Source organism: Acetanaerobacterium sp. MSJ-12, from assembly GCF_018917875.1.
GTDB lineage: Bacteria > Bacillota > Clostridia > Oscillospirales > Ruminococcaceae > Bittarella > Bittarella massiliensis.
In genome coordinates this window covers 32,988-55,796 of sequence record NZ_JAHLPK010000006.1, presented here as the reverse complement: position 1 = coordinate 55,796, position 22,809 = coordinate 32,988, and the positions used below count along the sequence as shown (strand labels likewise).

Below are 22,809 nucleotides of genomic sequence, written 5' to 3'. Positions count from 1 at the left end.
GACACAAAAAAGAGGGCCGCGGCCCTCTGTGCCGCGGCTCTCCCAAAACGATTTCTTTATTCGGGGACGATGACACCGTATTTTCCGTCACGTCTAACATATACGAGATTGATCTCGTTGTCAACCGCGTCCCGGTAGAGGAAGAACTGGTGTCCCAGCATGTTCATCTGCAGGATGGCCTCCTCCACGCTCATGGGTTTGACCGAGAAGGACTTGCGCCGGACGATGTCGATCTCCTCGGCGGGGAGGAGTTCCTCCTCGTTGAATTCGGGGAAGGAGACCTTCATCTTCCTTTCCAGCCGGTCTTTGTTGCGGACGATCTGGTTGAAGAGAACATCGACCACCAAGTCCAGGGCCTCTTCCATGGCCTTTGCCGTCCGCTCGGCCCGGAAGAGCATCCCGTCTGCCCGGATCATGACCTCGACGGTCTGGCGGTCTTTTTCGACCGTTACAGTGACTGTGGCGCTGGCATCTTCGTGGAACAGGCGGCTGAATTTGGCCAACTTCTTGTCGACCCGCTCTTTGAAGCTGTCTTTGAGATTGACTTTGCGCCCGATTACTTCGATATTCATTCCAACAACCCCTTTGTTTATAAGCTGGAAAGCCAGCCTATCTGATGGCTTTAGTATAGCACAGGATGCCTAAAAATAAAAGGGGATGACTTCTGTTTTTATAAATTATTCACGATTTCGCCATCAATGAAGACGTGGCGCGGGGTCTCGTAGACCGAGAAGGGGTCGCCGGAAAAGAGGGCCAGATCGGCGTCCTTCCCCACCGCCAGCGAGCCCACCCGCCCCTCGAGCCCGCAGATGCGCGCAGGGGTGAGGGTGATGGCCCGCAGGGCGTCCTCCCGGCTCATCCCCTTGCGGACGGCCAGCCCCGCCTCCAGCGGCAGGTACTGGATGGGGATCACCGGGTGGTCGGTGCAGAGGGCCACCTCCACCCCCGCCGCCGCCAGCACTCCCGGGGTCTTGGGGGTCAGGTTGCGCAGTTCCGGCTTGGAGCGGTCGCAGAGCAGGGGGCCGCAGATGACCGGCGCCCCCTCTTCCCGCAGGGCCTCGGCGATCAGGTGCCCCTCGGTGCCGTGGACGATGGTCGGGCGCAGCCCGAACTCCCGCGCCAGCCGCAGGGCGGTGAAGATGTCGTCGGCCCGGTGGGCGTGAAAGTGGGCGCCGATCTCCCCCTTCAGGAGGGGGAGGAGGGCCTCGCACTTCATGTCCCAGTCAGGCTCGTCAAAGTCCTCGTCCTCTGCCGCCCGCTCCCGGTCCTCCAGATACCGCTGCGCCTTGTAGAGCTGCTCGCGGATGATGGCGGCGGTGGCCATGCGGGTGATGGGGGCCATCTCCTTGTCGTTGTAGACGGTCTTGGGGTTTTCCCCCAGGGCGAACTTCATGGCCGCCGTCTGCCGCAGCACCCCGGTGTCGATGCGGCTCATCCTGGTCTTGACGGCGCAGAGCTGCCCGCCGATACAGTTGGCGCTGCCCGGCCCGGTGACCACGGTGGTCACCCCGGCGGCCCGGGCCTCGGCAAAGCAGCGGTCCCGGTGGTTGACCGCGTCGATGGCCCGCAGCTGGGGAGTGGCGGGGTCGGTCTCCTCGTTGCCGTCGGCCCCCTCAAAGCCCAGGCCGTCCTCCCACATCCCCATGTGGGTGTGGCAGTCGATAAAGCCCGGGTAGACGGTGAGATCCGAGCAGTCCATCACCTCTTCCCCCGCGGTGGGGCCCAGCTCCTCCATCGGGCCGAGGGCGGCGATCTTCCCCCCCTCGATTTTCAGATAGCCCCTCTCGACGGCCGGGCTCTCCACCGGCACCAGGGCGGCATTGACAAGTATCACGGGCAATTCCCCTCTCTCTTCACAAAAGACACGGCGGCGCTTCCCGCGCCGCCGTGCTCTACGGTCTCTTTCTGATGGGGCCGGTCTCTACCGGGAGCGGCCGCCGCGGGAGTACCCGCCGCCTCGCTTGCCGTCCTGCGAGCGCTTGAGGTCGGACATCCGCTCGTCGCTGGACTGCTTGAACTTGGCCATCATGTCCTCAAAGGTGAGGGGCTTGTCGCTGCGGGGCTTGAAGCCGCCGGAGCGGCCGCCGCCAAACCCGCCCTGGCGGGGACCGCCGGTGCGAGGCGCGCCGCCCGAGCGGGGAGCGCCCCCGGGGCGACCGCCCCTGGGCTGCCCGTCCCGGGGGGCATAGTCCCGGCGGGGGGGCCGCTGCTGCGACTGGGGCAGCGCCTGTTTCATGGAGAGGGCGATCTTCCCGTCCTCGCCGATGGAGAGGATCTTGACCTTGACGGTCTCCCCCTCCTTCACGTAGTCTTTGATCTCCTGAACAAACGCAGCCGCTACCTCCGAAATGTGCACCATCCCGGTCTTTCCCTCACCCAAATCGACGAACGCGCCGAATTTTGTGATGCCGGACACTTTGCCTTCTACAATCTTTCCAACTTCGAGCTGCATAAAAAATGAATCCTCCCCGCAGTTTCCTGCTTCTGTGAATATTGTGAAATCTATCCGATCCTGCCTGCGGCCCCGCGGGGCCGAAAAACAAAAGGGGGCAGGCGGCTGTTCCGCCTGCCCCCCGGCTCGCTATTTATTGGCGCCGGACGCGTCGGAAAAAATTCTCTCACCCGGTGCGGCGTAGCCCAGTTTCTCCCGGGCGATCCGCTCGATGAACTCGCTCTCCTGGTCGCTCTCGAGGACCCGCTTCATCTCCTCGTTTTCCTGCTGGGTGGCGGTGATGGTGTTTTGCACCTGTTCCAGCTCGTTTTTGCGGGAGACGATCTGCATCTGGGTGGTGATGAGGGACACAGCAATATAGACCATCACTGCTGCAATGGCCAGGTGGACAAGAACGCGCGGTTTATTGGCCCGCTTTTTTGCGGTTTTTGCGCCTCGGCTTTTTTTCATTGCTCTGCTCTCTCTTTGGTTTCTGGTCGGGTGGAGAATGTTTTAATAAATTATACAATAAAACGCGCCTGTCTTTCAAGTGGAATTTTCTCTTGTTTTCCGCCTTTTTGGCCCCGGAAGCAACTTTTTTCCCCAACTGCTTCCCCTTTGCCCCCAACCGGCGGGCCAATTTGATTACCGGGGCGCAGAAAATCTTGTAGAGAAAGTGCAGAAACCGGCTCGCCAGCGAGAGGATCCCCTGGGTCAGGGAGCGGATGAGCCGCCCCAGCGTCAGCAGGTAGAGGGCGGCGCCCAGCCCCTCGCCGATCAGGGCGTAGGCGCGCACCTCTCCGTTTGTGAACTGGATGAAAAAGAGAAAGGTCGCCACCCCGCAGACCGACCAGTAGAGCACGTCCTGCAGGGCGATGACCAGCGCCCCCCACCAGGGGAATACCGCCCGGAGGATGCGAAAGACCTCGTAAAACAGCCCCAGCCCAAACCCCAGCGCCAGGGAGTAGCAGAAGACCCGAAACTGAAAGGGGGCCGAGACCGTCAGCTGCAGGGCGCCCATCTACTTGAATATCCGGGCGAAAAACCCCTTTTCCCGCGGCTGGGAGTCGTAGTAGGTCAGCGACTCGATCTCCCCGTCCAGGGTCAGTTCCCCCGTGTCCACGCTGAGCTTGCCCAGGTGCAGGTCCCGCCCGGTGACGCTGAGTTCCCCCAAATCGGTGTAGAGGACGATGCCGTCCTCGCTGAAGCTGTCGATATCCAAAACCCCGGACACCGTCATGTGCTTGCGGTTTTCCATGATGACGTTGTGGGGCACCTGCCCTTGGCTTTGTCCCGCGGGCTTTCTCTCCTCTTGCATTGCATTGCCCTCCTTTGTTTTACTACAGTCTATGAGGGCCTGTTTTTAAAAAGAACCGGACAATCCCTCCCCACAGATAAAAGGGGGGCCGCACCGCCGGTGCAGCCCCCCGCTCGGCCCTGCCCTTTAAGGGGGCGGCCGCTAGAGGATCTCGTAGTAGTTTTTCGCGTCGTCCTTGAGGGTGTGTTCCACCACCTCCAAAACCCGCACCTTCAGCGGGTTTTGGCCCAGGTCGATCTCGATGACGTCGCCGGGCTTGACGTCGTAGGAGGCCCGGGCCGGCTTGCCGTTGACCGACACCTTGCCCGCGTCGCAGGCCTCGTTGGCCACAGTGCGCCGCTTGATCAGCCGCACCACCTTCAGATACTTGTCCAACCGCACAAAAACACCCCCTCTCACCCGTCGGCGGGCGCGCGGCCCGCCTGCAAAAAAAGGAACTGGTTCGCACCAGTTCCTTTACAGTCCGATCTCGGAAGCTTACTTGGCCACCGCGTCTTTCAGGGCCTTGCCGGCTTTGAAAGCGGGCAGTTTGGAAGCGGGGATGGTGATCTCCTCTTTGGTGCGGGGGTTGCGGCCCTTTCTCTCGGCGCGCTCGCGCACCTCAAAGGTGCCAAAGCCAACCAGCTGGACTTTATCGCCGGCGACCAAAGCGGCGGAGATGGCTTCGATGGTGGCGGTGACAGCCTTCTCGGCATCTTTCTTGGACAGCTCAGCCTGCTCCGCTACTTTTGCGATCAGATCGGTTTTAGTCATGTTGCGTTCCTCCAATAATTTCGTCATTTATTTTGACAGAATTCCCAGCCGACGGCTGGGAGGGCGGAAAGTCGCCCGGCAAAAAAGAAGGGGTCCTCTCGAACGCTCACACGCTCACTGGCCCGCTTCCCGCTCGGAATCGGCCTGGATGTACCGGTCGCAGGTCTCGGCCAACAGTTCTTCGCAGTCAATGCCGCTCTGACGGCCCACCGCGACGGCTGCAAAGAGCACATCCCCCAATTCTTCTTTCACATTATCACAGTTTTGCCCGCCTTTGTCAAGCCGCTCCACTGCACTTTTTAGGGCGCAAACCGCATTCTCAGGCGACTTTGAGGAAAACATTGCCAACCCCAGACGCTTTTGCACCTTTTTTGCGCGCATCAGGGCCGGCAGGCAGTGGGGGACCGCCGCGGCGTGCGCGGCGGCCGAGGTCACGCCCCCCTTTTCCCTCTTGATCTCCTCCCAGTCCTTTTTCTCCCCGCCGAAGAGGTGGGGGTGGCGCTCCACCAGCTTTTTGCAGATGCCGTCGGCCACGTCGTCAAAGGTGAAGCCGCCCCGCTCCTCCTCCATCGCCGCGTGCATCACCACCTGCAAGAGCAGGTCCCCCAGCTCCTCCTGCAGGTGGGGGGCGTCTTCCTGGTCGATGGCGTCGCAGACCTCGTAGGTCTCTTCGATGAGGTTGCGGCGGATGGACTGGTGGGTCTGGGCCGCGTCCCAGGAGCAGCCGCCCGGCGCCCGCAGAAAGGCCACCAGCGCCCGCAGATCCTCCACCCCGTACCGCTCTTTTGTGAAAAACTCCATTTCCGCACTTCCTTTCGCCGCTCTTTTTGCCATTGTACCCCCCTGCGGCCGGCCCGTCAATTGCTCGCGCCAAAAAGCGGCCCCCACAGATGCGGGGACCGCTTTGCCGGGCCGCCCTAGAGCAGCCCCCATCTGGACAGCCGGGGGGCCAACTTCTTCCCCCCGGGCAGGGCCAGCAGGTCCCCCTCCTCCAGCGAGCCAGTGCAGAGGAGGGTCACCAGGTAGATGGCCGCCCCCAGCAGGATGGCGGGGAGGGCGGCCATCCGCCCCAGCCCCAGGCGGGCGAAGAGGGGGAAGCTCAGCCGGGCCCCCACCGCGCAGAGCACCCCGCCCAGCAGTGGTCCGAAGAAGGAGCGGCCCCAGCCCAGGGAAAAGCCCACCTGCCGGGTGAGGATCACCAGGGCCGCCGCGGCGATGAAGAGGTAGCACAACAGGGTGCCCAGGGCGGCCCCCTTCAGGTTGTACTGGGGCAGCCGGCAGAGGGTCAGGTTGCACCCCAGCTTGATGAGGGCCCCCACCCCCATCAGTTTGACCGGCACCTCGGCCCGGCCCACCCCCTGAAGCATGCTGTAGACTGGGGCGGTGTAGCCTAGAAGGGCCCCCGCCAGCCCCAGCATGGTCAGCGAGGGGGCCACCGCCGCGATCTCCTGCGGCCGGCCGGCGTAGAGCAGCTCCAAGATGGGGCGGGAGAGGGCCGCCAGCCCCAGCCCGGCGGGGATGCAGAGGACCGAGGTCATCCGAAAGACCGAGCGCACCCCCTTCTTCAGCGGTTCCCCTCCGCCCGAGACATAGGCGGCGGTGACCGCCGGCAGGGCGCTGGTGGCAAAGGTGGCCGTCAGGGCCGGGATCAGGTTGTAGAGGGTCACCCCAATGCCCGAATAGGCCCCGTAGAGAAAGGCCGGTATCTGGCCGGCAGGGAGAGAGAGGCCGTACATCCGGTTGATGAGGTCGGCCCCCGAGGCGGCGGCCACCTCCAGGCTGTTCATCACCGAGAAGAGGTCGATGACCGAGGTCAGGCTCACCGCAAAGGTGCCCAGGCAGACCGGCAGGGCGATCTTGGCCAACCGGCGGGCGATGGAGCGGGCGCTCTCGCTGCGGGGGGCGGCCCGCATGGCCGCCGGGGAGATGGTCTCCCGCCCGAACTTGTACTTGCACCCCAGGTAGACCGCCGAGGCCAGGGTCGAGAGGGCCACTCCCAAAATCGCCCCCGCCGCCGCATAGGGCATGGCCAGCTCCTTGGCGGCAGCCAGGTCCGCGGCCGGGCGGCCGAAGACCGCGCCGGTGTCGGCGTAGCCCTGCAGGGCGCAGACAAAGGTGCCGTAGCACAGGCCGATGCCCAGCACCAATTTGGCCACCGCCTCCACCACCTGAGAGACGGCGGTGGGGATCATGTTGCGCATCCCCTGGTAGTACCCCCGCACCGCCGAGGTGACGCAGCCGAAGAGGAGGCTGGGGGCCAACATGGCCACCGCCAGCCTGGCGTCGGGGTTGCCCACCAGCCGGCACAGCAGCCCGCTGCCGAAGAAGAGGAGGCAAAACCCCACGCCCCCCACCGCCAAAAAGAGCCAGACCGACAGCCGGACGATCTTGCGGGCGTCCCGGTAGCGGCGCTGGGCCACGCTCTCGCTCACCAGGCGGGAGACCGCCGCCGGGAACCCGGCGATGGAGAGGGCGTAGATGGGGTTGAAAATCTCGTAGGCGGTCATGAAATAGGCCATTCCCGTCCCGCCCAAGAGGTTCATCAGCGGCACCTTGAAGAGGGCGCCAAGCGCCTTGACCACAATGGTGCTGACGGCCAGGATGACCGCCCCCTCCAAAAACGACTGCCGCTTGCTTTTGCTGCCCATCCGCCTTTTCCCCCCGTCCTCTTCGCACTGCCTTCTCCCCTTTTTATATGCCCTGGGGGAAAGGGATATGCGGCGACGCTCCCCCGCCAAAGGCGCAAAAAGAGCGAGCGCCCAAAGGCGTTCGCTCCTTTGTTCTGCAGGGACACCGTCTCCCACACCAAGCTGGCACCGCCCCGCAGGGCCTCCCCTTTTCAGGCAGCACAGGGCCTTTGCCAACGCCGCGGAAAAGGGCAGTTGCTGCCCCAAACGATTCCCTCTTGCCCCGTCAGGCGGGACGACCTACTGTTTCGGCGGGCGCGGCCTCAACTCGGTTCCCGCACCAGCCGTTCTCTGCAGGGACGCCATCCCTCGCACTGGGGCAGTGCCGACTCGTGGGGCCCCCCTTTTAGGTGGCACAGGGTCTTCGTCACCGCCGCAGAGAGGGGCAATTGGCGGCCCCAAACGATTCCCTTTCCCCCCGGCAGGCGGGACGACCTACTGTTTCGGCGGGCGCGGCCTCAACTCGGTTCCCGCACCAGCTGTTCTCTACAGGGACACCATCCCTCGCACTGGGGCAGCGCCGACTCATGGGTCTTCCCCCTTTTCAGGCGGCACAGGGCCTTTGCCAACGCCACGGAGAGGGGCAGTTGGCGGCCCCAAACGGTACCCTCTCCCCCCGGCAGGCGGGACGACCTACTGCTTCGGCGGGCGCAGCCTCAACTCGGCTCCCGCACCGACCGGTCGAGGTCGGCTGACACCTCTTCCCCCTAGTGGGCGCTCCCGCCGCTCACCCGGTCGAAAAACTGGCTATCATACCGTTCCCGGCGGAGGGTGGCGGGTCACAAAAGGCGGAATACCTCTCCACCAGGGCGTTGACCGCCTTCAGTGTACCAGCTCCCCCTCGAACTTACCTGACAGACAGCAGAAGGTGCAGCACTTTTTTCTCCTCTTGACAGGCAGGGCAATCGACTGGTCCCCCCCGTCGAGAAAGGACCTGACTGCGAGTTGGCAATCTGTGGGCTTCTCCCTTCGGCACGGCGCGTTCGCCCTGCCACCGGCAACTTGCCACAGGGCCGCCACACGGCATCTCGTCCGCTGCGGCAACACCTGAATTTTTCACACAGCAGCCCATTGCCGCTGTCGCGCCTCAAAACAGGGTCATCTGCTTGGCGGCGGGGGCCTCCCCCACCGCCTCGATTTGGCAGGCCCCGGCGGGCAGCTCTTTTTCAAAGGGGGAGGGGTCGCCCCAGCCGGCGAGGATCAGCTCCTCCTTGGCGCGGGTCATCCCCACATAGCACAGCCGCCGCTCCTCCTCCCTATCCACCGGGCCCCGGCCCGATTCCAGGGGGATGGAGCGGTCTTTGAACCCGGCCAGAAAGACCACTGGGAACTCCAGCCCCTTGGCCCCGTGCAGGGTCATCAGGGAGACCGCGCCCGAGGCGTATTCCCGCCCCGAGGCCCGCTTCAAGTCCCCCTCCCTGCCCAGGAGGAGGGTCTCCAAAAAGGCGGGCATGGTGGGGGAAAAGACGGCCATGGCCAACAGCCGCTCCACCGCCTTCTCCCCTCCGCCCGGGCAGAGGGCGACCCACCGCTCCAGCAGCTTGCGGGGCTTCTCCTTGGCCGCCCGGGGCAGCAGCTCCTCGGCGGCCGCCAGCCAGCAGTCGACCCAGCTCTGCCCGCCGAAGGCGGCCCTCAAAGCGGGCAGGTCCCAGGCCCCCGCCTCCCCCAGCTGGGCGGCGACGGCCGCCGACAGGTCGGCCGGGCAGCCAAAGCCCAACTGCAGCCCTGCCGCGGCCGAGAGGGCGTCCCCCGGTTCCAGCAGGGAGCGAAAGAAGCCCAGCGCCCCCCGCACCCGCTCGTCCTGCAAAAAGTCCTCCCGCCCCGCAATCACGCAGGGGATGCCGTCGTGGCGGAGGCACTCCTCCACCGTCTCCAGCTGGCGGTGGGTGCGGCAGAGGACCGCCATCTCCGAAAAGGCGCGCAGCCGCTCCGGCTCCCTTCCCCGGTTCCCGGCGGCGAGCATGTCCATCCCCCCGGTCATCCGCCCAATCTCTTTGGCCAGGGCGATCCCCTGGGAAAACTCGCTCCCCGCCCGCAGCAGCCGCACCGCCGGGCCGTCGGGGCGGGTGGCCTCCAGCCGCCGCGGGCCGCCCGGGTTGTGGGCGATCAGGGGGAGGGCGCAGCCCAGCACCTGGGGGGTGGAGCGGTAGTTTTTCACCAGGGCGATCTCCCGCAGGGCCGGACGCTCCGCCCGCAGCCGCTCAAAGCAGCGCCCCTCGGCCCCCCGAAAGCCGTAAATCGACTGGTCCGGGTCGCCGATGACAAAGAGCTGACCCCCCTGGCTCCACTTGGCCACCAGCCGGTACTCCAAATCGCTCACGTCCTGGAACTCGTCCACCAGCAGGTGGTGAAAGCACCGCTTGCCGGCGTTGTCCAGCGCCAAGGCGTCCAGCAGCAGGTCGTCAAAGTCCCGCAGACCGGCGGATTGCAGCCGGCGGCCGTACTCCTCGAAGAGGGAGAGGGGCACCCCCGCGCTGGCAGGGTCGCTTCCCCCCTTGATGCGGGAGATCCCCTCCAACACCTTGCGGGGGGCGATCTTCAGCCCCATCTCCCCGGCGATTTGGGCGCACAGGGCCAGCGCCTCCCCCTCGCCGATGAGAGCGGCGCCCCCCAACAGCTCCCGGCAGATGGCGTGGAAGGTCCCCACCGTCAGCCCCCGCAGGGCCCGTTTGCCCCCCAGGCGCCCCTCCAACCGGGCCCGCAGTTCGGCCGCCGCCTGGTTGGTAAAGGTGACGGCGGTGATCTCGGTGGGGCGCACCCCCTTCTTTTCGATCAGGTGGGCGATGCGGGCCACCAGGGTACCGGTCTTGCCGGTCCCTGGCCCGGCGACCACCGCTACCGCTCTCTCCTCTGCCTCCACCGCCTGGCGCTGCTGCTCGTTGAGGACTGGGCCCCCCTGCACCAGTGGTGCGGCGGCTGCCGTCCCGTCTCCCTTCTGGGGCCTGGAGGGCCGCTTTGCCCCCCCGGTCGCTGCCCTCTTGCGGCTCCCCGGCCGGGACGCGCCAAAGAGGGAGACCTGGCCGCTGAGCACCTCGATCTCCGAGGGGGAGAGGAGGGTGATTGTTCCGAACTGGCCGTCAAAGCCGGGGATGCGCTCCACCTCCCCCGCCCGCAGGCGGCGGATCCCCTCCTCCACACAGGGGCCGGCGGCCAGCCCGATCTGCGAGAGGGGCACCTCCCGCAGGATGGCAAACTCGGGGCCCAGCTCCGCCAACATCTCCATGTACTGGGCCTGCACCCGCTTCCCCGCCGCCGACGCGCCGACGCTGGCGGCAATCACCTCGGGCAGGGGGCAGATGCTCTCGAAGGGTTTGGCCCCTTGCCGGGCCGCGCCCCGGGGCCGGTCGGCCAGCTCCTCCACCCGGTGCTCCACCCCGATGGTGATTTTCTTGCCGCAGACCGGGCAGACCCCGCCCAGGGCGATGGTCTCCTCCGGCGAGAGGCAGAGGCCGCAGTTTCGGTGCCCGTCCAGGTGGTACTTCCCCTCCTCCGGGAAAAATTCCAGCGTTCCCGCCAGCCCCTCGCCGGTCTGGACGGCGCGGGCCATCCCCGCAAAGGAGAGAGGGCCGTCGATCAGGGTGCCCTCCCGCCCCAGCTTCTGGGGGGAGTGGGCGTCGGAATTGGAAATCAGCTGCAGCCCGTCCAGGGCCGAGACCCGCCAGTTCATGGGCGGGTCGGAGGAGAGGCCCGTCTCCACCGCATGGATGTGGGGAGTGAGCTCGCCAAAGCACTCCTCCAGGGTGTCAAAGCCCGAAAAGGCCCCGAAGAGGGAGAAATGGGGTGTCCAGATGTGGGCGGGGACAAAGACCGCCTCCGGGCAGACCGCAAGGGTGATCTCCAGCAGGTCGTGGCTGGAGAGGCCCAAAATCGGCCGCCCATCGGAGTGGACGTTGCCGATGGCCTCCAGTCTCTGGGCCAGCTCTTCGGCCGCCTCCAGGCTGGGCAGCAGGATGCAGTTGTGCACCTTGCGGGTCTTGCCCCCCTGCTTGTAGATGGAGCTGATCTCCCCCGACAGCACAAACCGCGGCGGCTCCCGCACCCCGGCGGTGTTGTCGGGCAGGCGGTATTCTTCCTTGAGGGTGTAAAGCCCCTCCTCGGCCGGCTCCAGGCACTCCTTTAAGGACGCCCGCCAGACTGGGTGGGTGAAGTCCCCAGTCCCCACCAGGCCGATCCCCTTGCGCCGGGCCCAGAGGTCCAGGTGGGGGGCGTCGCAGTCGGCGCTGGTGGCGCGGGAGTACTTGGAGTGGATGTGCAGGTCGGCGATATACATAAAGCCCCTTCTCTCGTCTTTTTCCCCCATTTTACCCCTTTTTCCGCCGCCGGAAAAGGGGCAAACGAAAAGAGGGCCGCGATCCCTCCGGCCCTCTCCCCTATTTTGCCATGTTGTTGCCCGCCGCCGGCGCTAAAAGGGAAAGATGTGTCCCCCTCTGTCCGACGGGCGGAAACCGTCTTCGGTGAGGCGTTTTGTCTGCTGTGAGGCAGGGGGGGAAGACAGCTTTCCCCCTTTGCCCTTCGTTTTCCCAGGTAGGCAGCCATCTCGCACAGCACCTCCATCTGCCGCTCCACCTCCGGCCAAGTAGCGCCCTCCTTTCCTTTTTTCCGCCGGACGGACCCACAATGCTGCGCAGCTTTTGTTCCTCTTCACCCCGCACCGGACAGACGACAACTTTGCACAATCTATCCGTTCTCTTTCCCAAGTCGGCTATCGGCCGGCTGTGCGAAGCGCGTCCGTTGCACTTCCCTCTCCCTCTAGCAGGATAGACAGCGGTTTTGCACAGCAAAATGCCAGGGCTATGCCCTGGCAAGTTGGATGTCAGACAGTCGCGCGAAGCGCGCCTGTCAGGCCTGCTCGTCAAAGAGGATCTCATCGTAGGTGGGCAGGGGCCAGAACCGCTTGTCGACCACTGTCTCCAGGTAGTCGGCGGTCTCCCGCACCGCCCGCATGGCGGGGATCAGCACGTCCCGGCAGTAGGCGGCGGTGGCGGGGTCCTCATAGGCCCCCAGCTGGGCCACGGCGTTGCGCAGCACCGCCGTCTGGTCGTTGAGCTGGCGGCAGTTTTCGTCTAGGTCATAGATGTGCTCGCGCAGGAACCCGCTCTCCAGCTCGGCCTTCCCCAGGGCGACAAACTCGTTGGCCTGCTGGGCCAGGTAGGCCCGCACGGCGGGCAGCAGCTGGCGGTTGCACATCGAGAGCATGGTCTTCGCCTCGATGGCGCACTTCTTGCTGTAAGTCTCCAGGACGATCTCATAGCGGGCGTCCAGCTCCACCCCGCTGTGGACGGAGAACTTCTCAAAGACCCGCCGCACCTCCGGCTCTTTGAGGACCTCGGCGGCCTCCACCGTGTCCCGCACACACCGCAGGCCCCGGGCCCGGGCCTCTTTCTCCCAGTCCTCCCCGTAGCCGTTTCCGTTGAAGAGGATCCGCCCGTGCTCCCGGTAGATTTCGCTGATGATCTGCTGCACCTCGGCGTCAAAGTCCTGGCAGCCCTGCAGCCGCTCGCCGATCTCCGAGAGGACGTCGGCGCAGATGGTGTTGAGCACCGTGTTTACCCAGGAGATGGACATGGACGCCCCCAGCATCCGAAACTCGAACTTGTTGCCGGTAAAGGCAAAGGGCGAGGTGCGGTTGCGGTCGCTGGAATCGGCGTGCACCCGGGGCAGGGTCGCCACCCCCATGTCCATGATCTTGCGGGGGCAGCCCTCTCTGTCCCGGTTGCCGTCGGCGATCTTCTGCAAGATCTCGTGGATGTCGCTGCCCAGATACATGGAGAGGATGGCCGGCGGCGCCTCGTACCCGCCCAACCGGCAGTCGTTGGTGTAGCTGGCGGTGGAGAGGCGCAGCAGCCCGCTGTATTTGTCCACCGCCTTGATCATGGCCGAGACGAAGAGGAGGAACATCATGTTGTCGTAGGGGGTCTTCCCCGGCTCGAAGAGGTTGAGCCCGGTGTCGGTGGTCAGGGACCAGTTGTTGTGCTTGCCCGAGCCGTTGATGTACTCAAAGGGCTTTTCGTGCAGCAGGCAGCAGAGCCCGTGGCGGGCGGCCACCTTGTGCAGCGTCTCCATGATGATCTGGTTCTGGTCGGCGGCGATGTTCACCGAGGAGTAGACCGGCGCCAGCTCGTGCTGGGAGGGGGCGGCCTCGTTGTGCTTGGTCTTGGCGGTGACACCCACCTTCCACAGCTCGTTGTCCAGCTCCTTCATGAAGTAGGAGATCTTCTCGTTGAGGTTGCCGTAGTAGTGGTCCTCCAGCTCCTGGCACTTGGGGGGGCGGGCGCCGAAGAGGGTCCGCCCGGCGAACTTGACGTCCAGCCGGGAGTTCAGGTACTTGCGGTCGATGAGGAAGTACTCCTGCTCGGCCCCCACCGAGGGGGTGACCTTTTTCACATCGTAGAAGCCGAAGAGGTTCAAGATCTTCAGCGCCTCCTCCTCCACCGCCTTCAGGGAGCGCAGCAGGGGGGTCTTTTCGTCCAGCGCCTCGCCGGTGTAGGCGCAGAAGGCGGTGGGGATGCAGAGGGTCACCCCCGACTTGTCCTCCTTCAAAAAGACCGGGGAGGTGCAGTCCCACATGGTGTAGCCCCGGGCCTCAAAGGTGGCCCGCAGCCCGCCGGAGGGGAAGCTGGAGGCGTCGGACTCGCCCTTGATGAGCATCTTCCCCGAAAAGGCGGTGATCACCCCGCCGTCCCCGGTGGGGGAGATAAAGGACTCGTGCTTTTCGGCGGTGAAACCGTTGAGGGGCTGGAACCAATGGGTGTAGTGGGTGGCCCCCCGGGAGATGGCCCACTCCTTCATGGCGTTGGCCACCACGTCGGCCAGCTGGGAATTCAGTGTCTGGCCCTTTTCAATGACGCTCTTGAGCTCCAGATAGGTCTTGTGGGGGATGTAGCGCTGCATCACTTCGTCGTCAAAGACGTTCTCGCCGAAAAAGTCGATGGGGTAGTTTTTTGCCCGTTCCATGCTCATAAAAGTACCTCTCTCCCTGTCTTCTCTCTTCTTCTCTCTTCTGCCTGCCCCTTTACTCCACGGGGGGCTGGGGTTCCTTCTCGCCCTCGTCCTCCTGCAGTTTCTGCCCGCAGGAGATGCAGTAGAGGGCGTAGTCGGCGTTTTCAAAGCCGCAGCGGGGGCAGTAGATCTTCTTGCTGCCGCCCACGCTGTCGTACTGGCTGCGGGCCTCCCGCAGCTGGTCCACCAGGACGTCGATCTGCCCCATGCACTCGTCCAGCAGGGGGGCGTTCTCCTTGCCGGCCTTCTTCAGCCCGTAGACCAGGGCCCCCAGCTTCCGCTGCTGCTGGCGCAGCTGGTAGCTGAGCTTCTCGATGCGGTACTTGAGCTTTCCCTTTTGCACCAACTCATCTGCCTTGTTGCCGGTGTAGTCAAATACCTGTTTGGTGGTGTCGGCAAAATCGTCCCAAAATCCCATGGTCGCAAACCTCCTGTCGCGTCTTTCAAAATGTGCGGGCGTATCAGTTGAAACCAGTCAACCTGGTTTCAAACACTCTATTTTTTCTCCATCTCTCGTCCCCGTTCTCCCCCGCGGGGGGAGACAGAGGGGGGCCAGGGGGGTGGCGGGAGGGGGCGCAGTCCCCTCCCATCCGTCCCGCAGGCGGACATGTGCCGACGGAGGGACACCTCTCGCGGGTTCCGCGGCGGAGCGGAGCCCGTGCAAGGGGGGAGTCCATGAGGGGGGCGGTAGCCCCTCTCATGCTCGGGTACTACCCGATAAACTCCTGCACCATGGCGTCCTTGGACACCAGCGCCGGGTCGATGGGGACAAACCGCTGCAACTTGCGCAGGATGTGCCCCACCTTGCCGGTCTGGGGGATGTCCCCCATCCCCTCTAAAATCGCCCGCAGGTAGCCGGCGTAGATGCCCGGCTCGTAGCCGAAGGCGGTGTTGACGTAGTAGTCGCACTCAGACCGGTAGGGCTTGATGTAGATGAACTCCCCGTCGCAGACGTAGGGCCAGATGTCCACCGTCTCGGCGCCGGAGACGTTGCGGTGTCGGCAGTCGCGGACGATGCGGCGGCAAAAGCGCAGGTCGTTGGTCTTGAGCACCACATCGTCCCCCACGAACCGGTCCATGGCGGTGGCGTAGACCCGCTTCACCCGCCCCTCGATCCCCCGGGTCAGCAGGGGGTTGAGCCCGTGGATCCCCTCGATGATCAGGGCCTGGTCCTTCCCCAGGGAGATGTGCCGGGTCTCCTCGGCGCGCTGTTTGACCTGAAAGTCAAAGATGGGGAACTCCGCCTCCCCCTCGGCCAGCAGCTTCTCCATGCAGGCGGTAAAGCAGTCCAGGTCCAGGGAGTGGACCGTCTCGTAGTCCTCGGTGCCGTCCTCCCGCTTGGGGCAGAAGCCCCGCCCCCGGTAGAAGTCGTCCAGGGAGATGACCCGCGCCTCCACCGAGCGCCGGCCAAAGGCGGCGGCCAGCTTGTGGGCGGTGGTGGTCTTGCCCGAGGCCGAGGGCCCCGCCAGCATAAAGACGTTTTTCTGCCCCAGGGTCTCCAGCGCGTCGGCCACGATGGCGGCCAGGGCGCTCTCGTAGCGGCGGTCGCAGGCGGCGATAAACGCCTTTGGCTCCTTGGCCCAGAAGTTTATCTCATACAGCGGGATGTTCCGCTTCTGAAAGACAGCCATAAAATTCCTCCAAACTCCCCTTGCGCTCCAACACAGTTGCAAACTGGCGGATGTACTCCTGCGGGTACTTGTAGTTGAAACTGCGCTCGATGGGGCGGGTGCCCCGGCCCACCAGCTTGGTCACCGAACCGGCGCCGCAGCCGAGGATGGTGTGCAGCTCCTCCATCATGTAGATGTTGTATAGCCCCTCGGACCCCGGCTTGGCATAGCCCACATTTTCCAGGTTGGCGAGGGTGTTTTTCTGCCGGTAGAGGTAGTAGGGGTCGTACCCGGCCGCCCCCAGGGTGGCGGCGGCGTAGTCCACCATCTGCTCCACCGGGGCGTCGGCCGCCGCGTAGCGGACCATCGCGGTGCTCTTCAAATCGGCTGCCCGCTTGACCGAGAGGGTGTGCACCGTCACATTTTCGGGGTCCAGCGCCACCACCCGGTCCAGGGTGGAGACAAAGCCCTTGTAACTGTCCCCCGGGAGCCCGGCAATCAAATCCATGTTGATGTTTGCAAAGCCCGCCTCCCGGGCCTGGCAGAAGCTCTCCACCGTCTGGGCGGCGGTGTGGCGGCGGCCGATCCTCTCCAGCACCGCGTCGTTCAGGGTCTGGGGGTTGATGTTGATCCGGCTCACCGGGTACTGCCGCATCGCCCGCAGCTTCTCCCGGTCGATGGTGTCCGGCCGCCCGGCCTCGACGGTGAACTCCTCCAGCGGGGTTTTCACCAGGGAGAAGAGGTGCCCCAGCAGCCGGTCCATCTGCCCGGCGGTGAGGATGGTGGGGGTCCCCCCGCCGATGTAGGCGGTGTGCAGCCGCAGCCCCAGTCGCTCCACCAGGGCGAAGGTGGCGCTGATCTCCTGCAGCAGCAGCTCCAGATAGGGCTCCACCAGTTTATGCGTCTTCTCCACCGAGTGGGAGACAAAGGAGCAGTAGAGGCAGCGGCTGGGGCAGAAGGGGATGGAGATGTAAAGGCTCACATCCCGCGGCCCCGCCGGGGGGAGGGGGGCCAGGGCCCGCTCCTGCACCCGGGCGGTCTGCAGGGCCAGGTCAAACTTCTGCTCGCTGACGCGGTACTCCCCGCAGAAGAGGCGGCGCAGATCCGCCTCGCCCATCCCCCCGTCCAGCCGGCGGCGGATGTTCTTCACCGGCCGCACCCCGGTGAGCACCCCCCACTTGGGGCGATAGCCGGTCACCTGGGAGAAGAGGCGGTAGAGCAGCTCGCCAAAGGCCATCTCACAGCGCTGTTTGTGGCCCGGCTCCCCCGGCGCCACCGCGCAGTGGGCCCGCAGGGTCTCGCCGCTCTCCCCCAGCCGGCAGAGGGCCAGCAGCCGGGTGGCGCCCCTCCCCTCCCGCAGGTAGGTCAGCACCTGCCAGTCGGGCTGTTTTTCAAAGGCTGTCTCCACCCGCTCGCCGGGGAAGAACAGACCCACCAGGTTCTGCACCTCGTACTGCAGGCGGTGGCCCAATACCAATACTTTCATCGCTCCGCCCCTACGCCATAAAGGCGGGGTTCTGCCGCCGCTCCGCGTCCAGGTTGGTCACGTCCCCGTGGCCGGGGTAGACGGCGTAGTTGCCCTCCAGTGCGGCCAGCCGGGCCAGGGAGGTCTCCAGCCAGGGCAGGCTGCCGCCGGGCAGGTCGGTCCGCCCCACGTTGCCGCAAAAGAGGGTGTCCCCGGTGAAGAGGGCCTTCCCCCCCAGCAGGCAAATGCTTCCCTCGGTGTGGCCCGGGGTGAAGAGCACCCGGAAGAGCAGGTCGTCCACCTTGAGCCCGTCCCCGTCGTGCAGCAGCACGTCGGCCCGGGGCTGGGCCTCGCAGGGCATGCCGAAGAGGGCGGCCTCCCGGTCGGCCCGGGGCAGGCGGTAGGCGTCCTTCTCGTGGATGGCGATCTGCGCGCCGGTGAACTCCTTCACCTGCCGCAGGGCCCCGATGTGGTCGAAGTGCCCGTGGGTGAGGACGATGTACTTCACGTCCACCCCCTCGGCTTTGATGCACTGAATGATGGTGTCGCCGCTGTCCGCCGGGTCGATGAGGATGCCGGTCTTCTTCTCGCCGTACACCAGGTAGCAGTTGGTGCCCAGGGCACCCAGGGTCATCATCCCAATTTCCATGTGTTCCTTCCTTTCGCGGGGCTGCCCCGCCCTCTCACTGTTTGACGATCTCCGCCGAGTCCAAAATCAGGGTCACCGGCCCGTCGTTGACCAGGTCCACCGCCATGTCGGCGCCGAACTGGCCGCAGACCACCTCCGCCGCCCCGGCCGCCCGCAGACCCGCCGCCAGCGCGTCGAAGCAGGCGGAGGCGAAGTCGGGGCGGGCCGAGCGCTCAAAGGAGGGGCGCCGCCCCTTTTTGCAGTTGGCGCAAAGGGTGAAGTTGGGCACCGCCAGCACCGAATACCCCTGGTCCAGCAGGGAGAGGTTGAGCTTCCCCGCCTCGTCGGAGAAGATGCGCAGGTGGACGATCTTCTGCACAAAGGCGTCCACGTACTCTTCCCGGTCGCCCTCCTCCACCCCGAACAGGACCACCAGGCCGGGGCCGATGCCCTGCCGGGGCCCGCCGTCGATGGCCACCCCGGCCGAGGTGACCCGCTGCAATACCGCTTTCACCGCGCTCGCTCCTCTCTCTTCTTCCCGGCGGCGGATGGCCCGCCCGCCGATTTTTCACAAGTATACCACCCCGCCGGGCCATCGTCCACCGGGGATCTATTGGCTGCTTCTCTGCACGCTCTCCACGCCCTGGATCTTCTGCAGCCGGGCGATGATGCTCGTCAGGTGTTCCACATTGGAGATGCCGATGGTGATCATCACGTCGGCAAAGCCGTTTTGCAGGCTGCGGGCGTTGATGGCGAAGATGGGCACCCGCATGGCCGAGAGGGCGATGGAGATGTCGGCAAACAGCCCCTGCCGGTCCAGCCCCACCAGCTGCAGGGTGGACTTGAAGGAGTCCCGGCTAGAGGCGCTCCACTTGACCTTTACCCAGCGCTCGCTGTTCTCCTCCAAATTCTTGGCCGCCAGCACGTTGGGGCAGTCGGCCTTGTGGACCGAGACCCCAAACCCGCGGGTGATGAAGCCGACGATGCTGTCCCCCGGCAGGGGGTTGCAGCACTTGGCAAACTTCACCAGACAGTTGTCGATCCCCTCGACCTCCACCCCGCCCGAGGAGGTGTGTTTGGACTTGGTCAGGGGCACCTCCTCCTTGGTGAGGGGGGCCGGCGGGGGCGCGGGGTTGACCATCTTGGAGTAGGCCTCTTTGATGCGGGGCATCAGCCGGGTCAGGTTGATGCCGCCGTAGCCCAAGGCGGCGTAGAAGTCGTCCAGGCTGCCCACCTGGTACTTCTTCCCCACCCCCATCAGCAGTTGTTCGAGCTGCTCGTCGTTGACGGCGATCTGGTTGCGCTTGAACTCCCGGTCCACCTCGATCTTGCCCTCGAGGATGTTCTCCTCCCGCTGGGTCTTTTTGAACCAGTTGCGGATCTTGTTGCGGGCCTCGCTGGTGTGGACGATCTTCAGCCAGTCGCGGCTGGGGCCGCGGTTGGGCGACTTGGTGGTGATGATCTCGATGATCTCGCCGTTTTGGATCTGGTAGTCCAGCGAGACGATCCGCCCGTCCACCTTGGCCCCCACCATCGAGTTGCCCACCCCCGAGTGGATGGCATAGGCGAAGTCGATCACCGTCGAGCCCTTGGGCAGGCTCTTCACATCCCCCTTGGGGGTGAAGGCGTAGACCTCCTCAAAGGTCAGATCGCTCTTGATGTTGGTGATGATGTCCCGGGCGTCCTCCGAGTCCTTCTGGGCCTCCAGCAACTGGCGCACCCAGGCCAACTTCTCGTCGAGCTTGTCGCTCCCCCGCACCCCGGCCTTGTACTTCCAGTGGGCGGCGATGCCGTACTCGGCGGTGTGGTGCATCTCGTAGGTGCGGATCTGGATCTCAAAGGGCATCTTTTCCTTGGAGATGACGGTGGTGTGCAGCGACTGGTACATGTTGGGCTTGGGGGTGGAGATGTAGTCTTTGAACCGGTTGGGGATGGGGCGGAACAGGTCGTGCATCAGCCCCAGGATGTTGTAGCACTCGTTGACGGTGTTGCAGAGGATCCGCACCGCCACGATGTCGTAGATCTCGTCGAAGCTGCGCCCGCTCATGAACACCTTGCGGTAGATGCCGTAGATCGACTTGACCCGGCCGGAGATCTCGATGACGTCCTCGTAGTCCTTGAGCCGCTCCCGGATCCGGCCGGTGACGATCTCCAAAAAGTCCTCGGTGTCCACCTTGCGGCTGTTGAGGTACTCCTGGATCTGGTAGTAGCCAAAGGGGTCCAGGTACTTGAGGGCCAGGTCCTCCAGCTCCTCCTTCACCGAGCTGATGCCCAGCCGGTGGGCGATGGGGGCGTAGACCTCCATCACCTCCAGGGCCTTGTCCCGGCGGTGCTGCTCGGGCATCACCTCCAGGGTGCGCATGTTGTGCAGCCGGTCGCAGAGCTTGATGAGGATGACCCGGATGTCCTTGGACATGGCCAAAAGCATCTTGCGGATGTTTTCGGCCTGCTCGTCCTCCTTGGTGGTGAACTGGATCTTGCCCAGCTTGGTCACCCCGTCCACCAGCAGCGCCACGTCGGGGCCAAACTGCTTGGAGACCTCGTCCAGGGAGGTGGGGGTGTCCTCCACCACGTCGTGCAGCAGCGCCGCCACCACGCAGTCGGTGTCCATCCCCAGCTCCCAGAGGAGGGCGGCCACCTGTACCGGGTGGGTGATATAGGGCTCGCCCGAGCGGCGCTTTTGCTCGCCGTGGGCATCGTAGGCCAACTGATAGGCGCGGTCGATGACCGCCAGGTCGTACTTGTCGCCGGCGGCCAGCTTCTCGCGCAGCTGTTCGTAGCTTAAATACATAGTGCAGCAGTCCTTTTCGCAGTCAATTCTCGCAGGATGCGGGAGGCGTTCAGGTCGGCCTTCTGCCCCCTGTTGACCAGGAGCAAGACCTTCCCCTTCTCCCGCTTGACCGTCAGGATACCCAGTTCCGCCAGGACGTTGAGGGCCAACATCATCTGGCAGTAGGTGATGGGCTTGCCGGCCATCTTGTTGTAAAAGAGGACGAAGTCGCCGACGGCGGGGCCGAAGTAGAGGGCGGCCTTGTAGCACAGGGCCACCTGCTCCCGGGTGAGCATGGCCCGGGCGAACTCCCCGTCGTCCAGCGGCTCGCCCAGCTCGATTTTCTGGTAGAGGGCCATCTCGTCGTAGATGGCGGGGGAGAGCCCGGCCGGGTGGATGTCCTTGACTTTAATGGAGATGTTTTGCTCCCCCAAGTACTGGTACAGGTCCAAAGTGACCACCACGTCCACCCGGTCCCCCGGGGCGTACTTGAACTCCTGCGAGGAGACCCGGAAGTAGACGGCAAAGAGGGTGGACCCGCCCTTTTTCAGCTTGAGCCGGATGTGCCGGTCGTCGGAGATGGGGTAGACGCCCTCCACCTGCACCCCCTGCAGCAGGAAGTTGGGCTTGGGGTTTTCGTGGCCGTAGGGGCCCAGCTCCTCCAGCGCCAGCACATTTTCCAGCGTCAGCTCGCCGAAGTCGGCCGCCGCGTCGATGCGCAGGGCGGGCAGGGGCATGGTGGGGTGGGTTTTGCGGGCGTAGTCGTTGATCCGCTCCCGGAACTCGTCGATGCGCCCCACCGGCAGGGAGAGCCCGGCGGCCAGCTTGTGCCCGCCGTAGCGGCTCAGGCAGTCGGCGCAGCTCTCCAACGCCTCGTAGAGGGAGAAGTCGCCGAAACTGCGGCCCGAGCCCTTGGCCTCCTCCCCGTCGGGGACCAGGAGGATGCAGGGCTTGGCGAAGCGGTCCACCACCCGGGAGGAGACGATCCCCACAATGCCCTTGTGCCAGCCCTCCCCCGCCAGCACGATGACCCGCTGGCCAAAGTACTCGGGGTGCTGGGACTGCATCTGGCGGATCTCCTCGATGATCTCGCCCTCCACCTGCTGGCGCTGGGCGTTTTTCTCGCAGAGGTCGTCCACCCACCGCTCGGCCTCGCCCTCGTCCAGACAGGTCAGCAGCCTGACGGCGCTCTCGGCGCTCTCCATCCGCCCGGCGGCGTTGATGCGGGGCACCACCGTAAAGGCCAGGGTCTGGGCGGTGATCTCCCCGCCCTTGGTGCAGCGGGCGATGAGGGCGGCCAGCCCCGGGTTGTCGTAGTAGGGCAGGGCGGCCAACCCCTCCTTTACATAGAGGCGGTTCTCCCCCTTCAGGGGCATCACGTCGGCCACGGTGCCGATGGCCACCAGGGGCGCAAACTCGTCGAGCATCACCCGGGGGTCCTGCTCCTCCAGCGCGCAGACCAGCTTGAAGGCCACCCCCACCCCCGCCAGGCACTTGAACTGGCTGGGGCAGTCTCTGCGGTAGGGGTCGATGACCGCGCAGGCCCGGGGCAACTCGGCCCCCGGCTGGTGGTGGTCGGTGATGACCAGATCCATCCCCAGCTCAGCGGCCCGCTCGGCCTCCCGGCAGCAGGCGATGCCGTTGTCCACCGTCACGATGAGCTGCACCCCGTCGCGGTGCAGCGCCTCCACCGCCGAGAGGCTGAGGCCGTAGCCGTCGGACTCCCGGGAGGGGATGTACCAGCGCACATCCGCCCCGCAGATGTCCAGGTAGGAGTAGAGGAGCACGGTGGAGGTGATGCCGTCGGCGTCGTAGTCGCCAAAGACACAGATGCGCTCCCCCTCCTCGACGGCGCGGCGGATCCGGGCCGCCCCCCGCTCCATGTCGGCCAGGCGCAGGGGATCCTCGATCTCACAGGGGTCATTTTGGTAGTGCTCCACCTTCTCGGGGGTGTCGATCCCCCGGGCGCAGAGCACCTTGCAGCACAGGGGGGTGAGCCCCGTCTGCGCCGCCACGGCAGACCATTTCTCCGCCGGGGTGTTGGGTAAAATCCACTGGTTCATACTCAATGTTGCCATCCACTTCCATTCGGGCCGCCGGAAAACCCGGCGGGATGCAGAAAATCAATATCAGTTTATTTTATCACCT

Annotated in this window: 19 protein-coding genes; all 19 read right to left on the bottom strand. The window is 65.1% G+C overall.

The genetic code is table 11. The features are described from left to right. Positions 1 to 56: 56 nt before the first annotated feature. The gene (hpf, locus tag KQI11_RS08115; protein WP_216401762.1) at positions 57 to 572 is read right to left on the bottom strand and encodes a ribosome hibernation-promoting factor, HPF/YfiA family; all 516 of its coding nucleotides are present in this window, start codon (positions 570 to 572) and stop codon (positions 57 to 59) included. A 98-nt stretch (positions 573 to 670) separates the two neighbouring features. Further along, entirely contained in the window at positions 671 to 1,834 is a 1,164-nt protein-coding gene (locus tag KQI11_RS08110; protein WP_353653944.1) for an amidohydrolase, read from the bottom strand. A gap of 87 nt (positions 1,835 to 1,921) precedes the next feature. Further along, entirely contained in the window at positions 1,922 to 2,452 is a 531-nt protein-coding gene (locus KQI11_RS08105; protein WP_185914841.1) for a S1 RNA-binding domain-containing protein, read from the bottom strand. Between the two features lie 129 nt (positions 2,453 to 2,581). Then, positions 2,582 to 2,818 (bottom strand): FtsB family cell division protein, encoded by a 237-nt coding sequence (locus KQI11_RS08100; RefSeq protein WP_207721190.1) that lies wholly within the window; start codon positions 2,816 to 2,818, stop codon positions 2,582 to 2,584. A 37-nt stretch (positions 2,819 to 2,855) separates the two neighbouring features. Continuing rightward, positions 2,856 to 3,452, bottom strand: a complete 597-nt coding sequence (gene yabQ, locus KQI11_RS08095) for a spore cortex biosynthesis protein YabQ (protein WP_185914839.1) — start codon at positions 3,450 to 3,452, stop codon at positions 2,856 to 2,858. Further along, positions 3,453 to 3,749, bottom strand: coding sequence for a sporulation protein YabP (gene yabP, locus KQI11_RS08090; protein ID WP_185914838.1), 297 nt, complete (start codon positions 3,747 to 3,749; stop codon positions 3,453 to 3,455). A 141-nt stretch (positions 3,750 to 3,890) separates the two neighbouring features. Then, the gene (locus tag KQI11_RS08085) at positions 3,891 to 4,130 is read right to left on the bottom strand and encodes an RNA-binding S4 domain-containing protein (RefSeq protein ID WP_185914837.1); all 240 of its coding nucleotides are present in this window, start codon (positions 4,128 to 4,130) and stop codon (positions 3,891 to 3,893) included. Between the two features lie 96 nt (positions 4,131 to 4,226). Further along, on the bottom strand, positions 4,227 to 4,529 hold the full coding sequence (gene hbs / locus KQI11_RS08080) for a non-specific DNA-binding protein Hbs (protein ID WP_021659072.1): 303 nt from the start codon (positions 4,527 to 4,529) through the stop codon (positions 4,227 to 4,229). Positions 4,530 to 4,616: 87 nt separating this feature from the next. Further along, positions 4,617 to 5,303 (bottom strand): MazG family protein, encoded by a 687-nt coding sequence (locus KQI11_RS08075; RefSeq protein WP_216401761.1) that lies wholly within the window; start codon positions 5,301 to 5,303, stop codon positions 4,617 to 4,619. A 116-nt stretch (positions 5,304 to 5,419) separates the two neighbouring features. Beyond that, positions 5,420 to 7,150: a putative polysaccharide biosynthesis protein gene (locus KQI11_RS08070; RefSeq protein ID WP_216401760.1), complete on the bottom strand. Its 1,731-nt coding sequence runs from the start codon at positions 7,148 to 7,150 to the stop codon at positions 5,420 to 5,422. 1,126 nt (positions 7,151 to 8,276) lie between these two features. Then, positions 8,277 to 11,459 carry a UvrD-helicase domain-containing protein gene (locus KQI11_RS08065; protein ID WP_216401759.1) on the bottom strand — a complete coding sequence of 1,061 codons (3,183 nt, stop codon included), beginning with the start codon at positions 11,457 to 11,459 and terminating at the stop codon, positions 8,277 to 8,279. A 569-nt stretch (positions 11,460 to 12,028) separates the two neighbouring features. After that, positions 12,029 to 14,149: a glutamine synthetase III family protein gene (locus KQI11_RS08060; protein WP_256136508.1), complete on the bottom strand. Its 2,121-nt coding sequence runs from the start codon at positions 14,147 to 14,149 to the stop codon at positions 12,029 to 12,031. Between the two features lie 52 nt (positions 14,150 to 14,201). After that, positions 14,202 to 14,606, bottom strand: a complete 405-nt coding sequence (locus tag KQI11_RS08055) for a zinc-ribbon domain-containing protein (protein ID WP_216401758.1) — start codon at positions 14,604 to 14,606, stop codon at positions 14,202 to 14,204. Between the two features lie 292 nt (positions 14,607 to 14,898). Further along, positions 14,899 to 15,819 (bottom strand): uridine kinase family protein, encoded by a 921-nt coding sequence (locus KQI11_RS08050; protein WP_216401757.1) that lies wholly within the window; start codon positions 15,817 to 15,819, stop codon positions 14,899 to 14,901. Beyond that, on the bottom strand, positions 15,782 to 17,284 hold the full coding sequence (gene hemZ / locus KQI11_RS08045; RefSeq protein WP_216401756.1) for a coproporphyrinogen dehydrogenase HemZ: 1,503 nt from the start codon (positions 17,282 to 17,284) through the stop codon (positions 15,782 to 15,784). The genes KQI11_RS08050 and hemZ overlap by 38 nt, the downstream gene beginning before the upstream one ends. A 10-nt stretch (positions 17,285 to 17,294) precedes the next feature. Further along, positions 17,295 to 17,912 carry an MBL fold metallo-hydrolase gene (locus KQI11_RS08040; protein ID WP_059004822.1) on the bottom strand — a complete coding sequence of 206 codons (618 nt, stop codon included), beginning with the start codon at positions 17,910 to 17,912 and terminating at the stop codon, positions 17,295 to 17,297. Between the two features lie 34 nt (positions 17,913 to 17,946). Then, positions 17,947 to 18,405 carry a D-aminoacyl-tRNA deacylase gene (gene dtd / locus KQI11_RS08035; RefSeq protein WP_216401755.1) on the bottom strand — a complete coding sequence of 153 codons (459 nt, stop codon included), beginning with the start codon at positions 18,403 to 18,405 and terminating at the stop codon, positions 17,947 to 17,949. A 96-nt stretch (positions 18,406 to 18,501) separates the two neighbouring features. Beyond that, on the bottom strand, positions 18,502 to 20,682 hold the full coding sequence (locus tag KQI11_RS08030; protein ID WP_059004820.1) for a RelA/SpoT family protein: 2,181 nt from the start codon (positions 20,680 to 20,682) through the stop codon (positions 18,502 to 18,504). Further along, entirely contained in the window at positions 20,673 to 22,739 is a 2,067-nt protein-coding gene (recJ, locus tag KQI11_RS08025) for a single-stranded-DNA-specific exonuclease RecJ (RefSeq protein ID WP_216401754.1), read from the bottom strand. Before recJ ends, KQI11_RS08030 begins: the two co-directional genes overlap by 10 nt. Positions 22,740 to 22,809 lie beyond the last annotated feature (70 nt).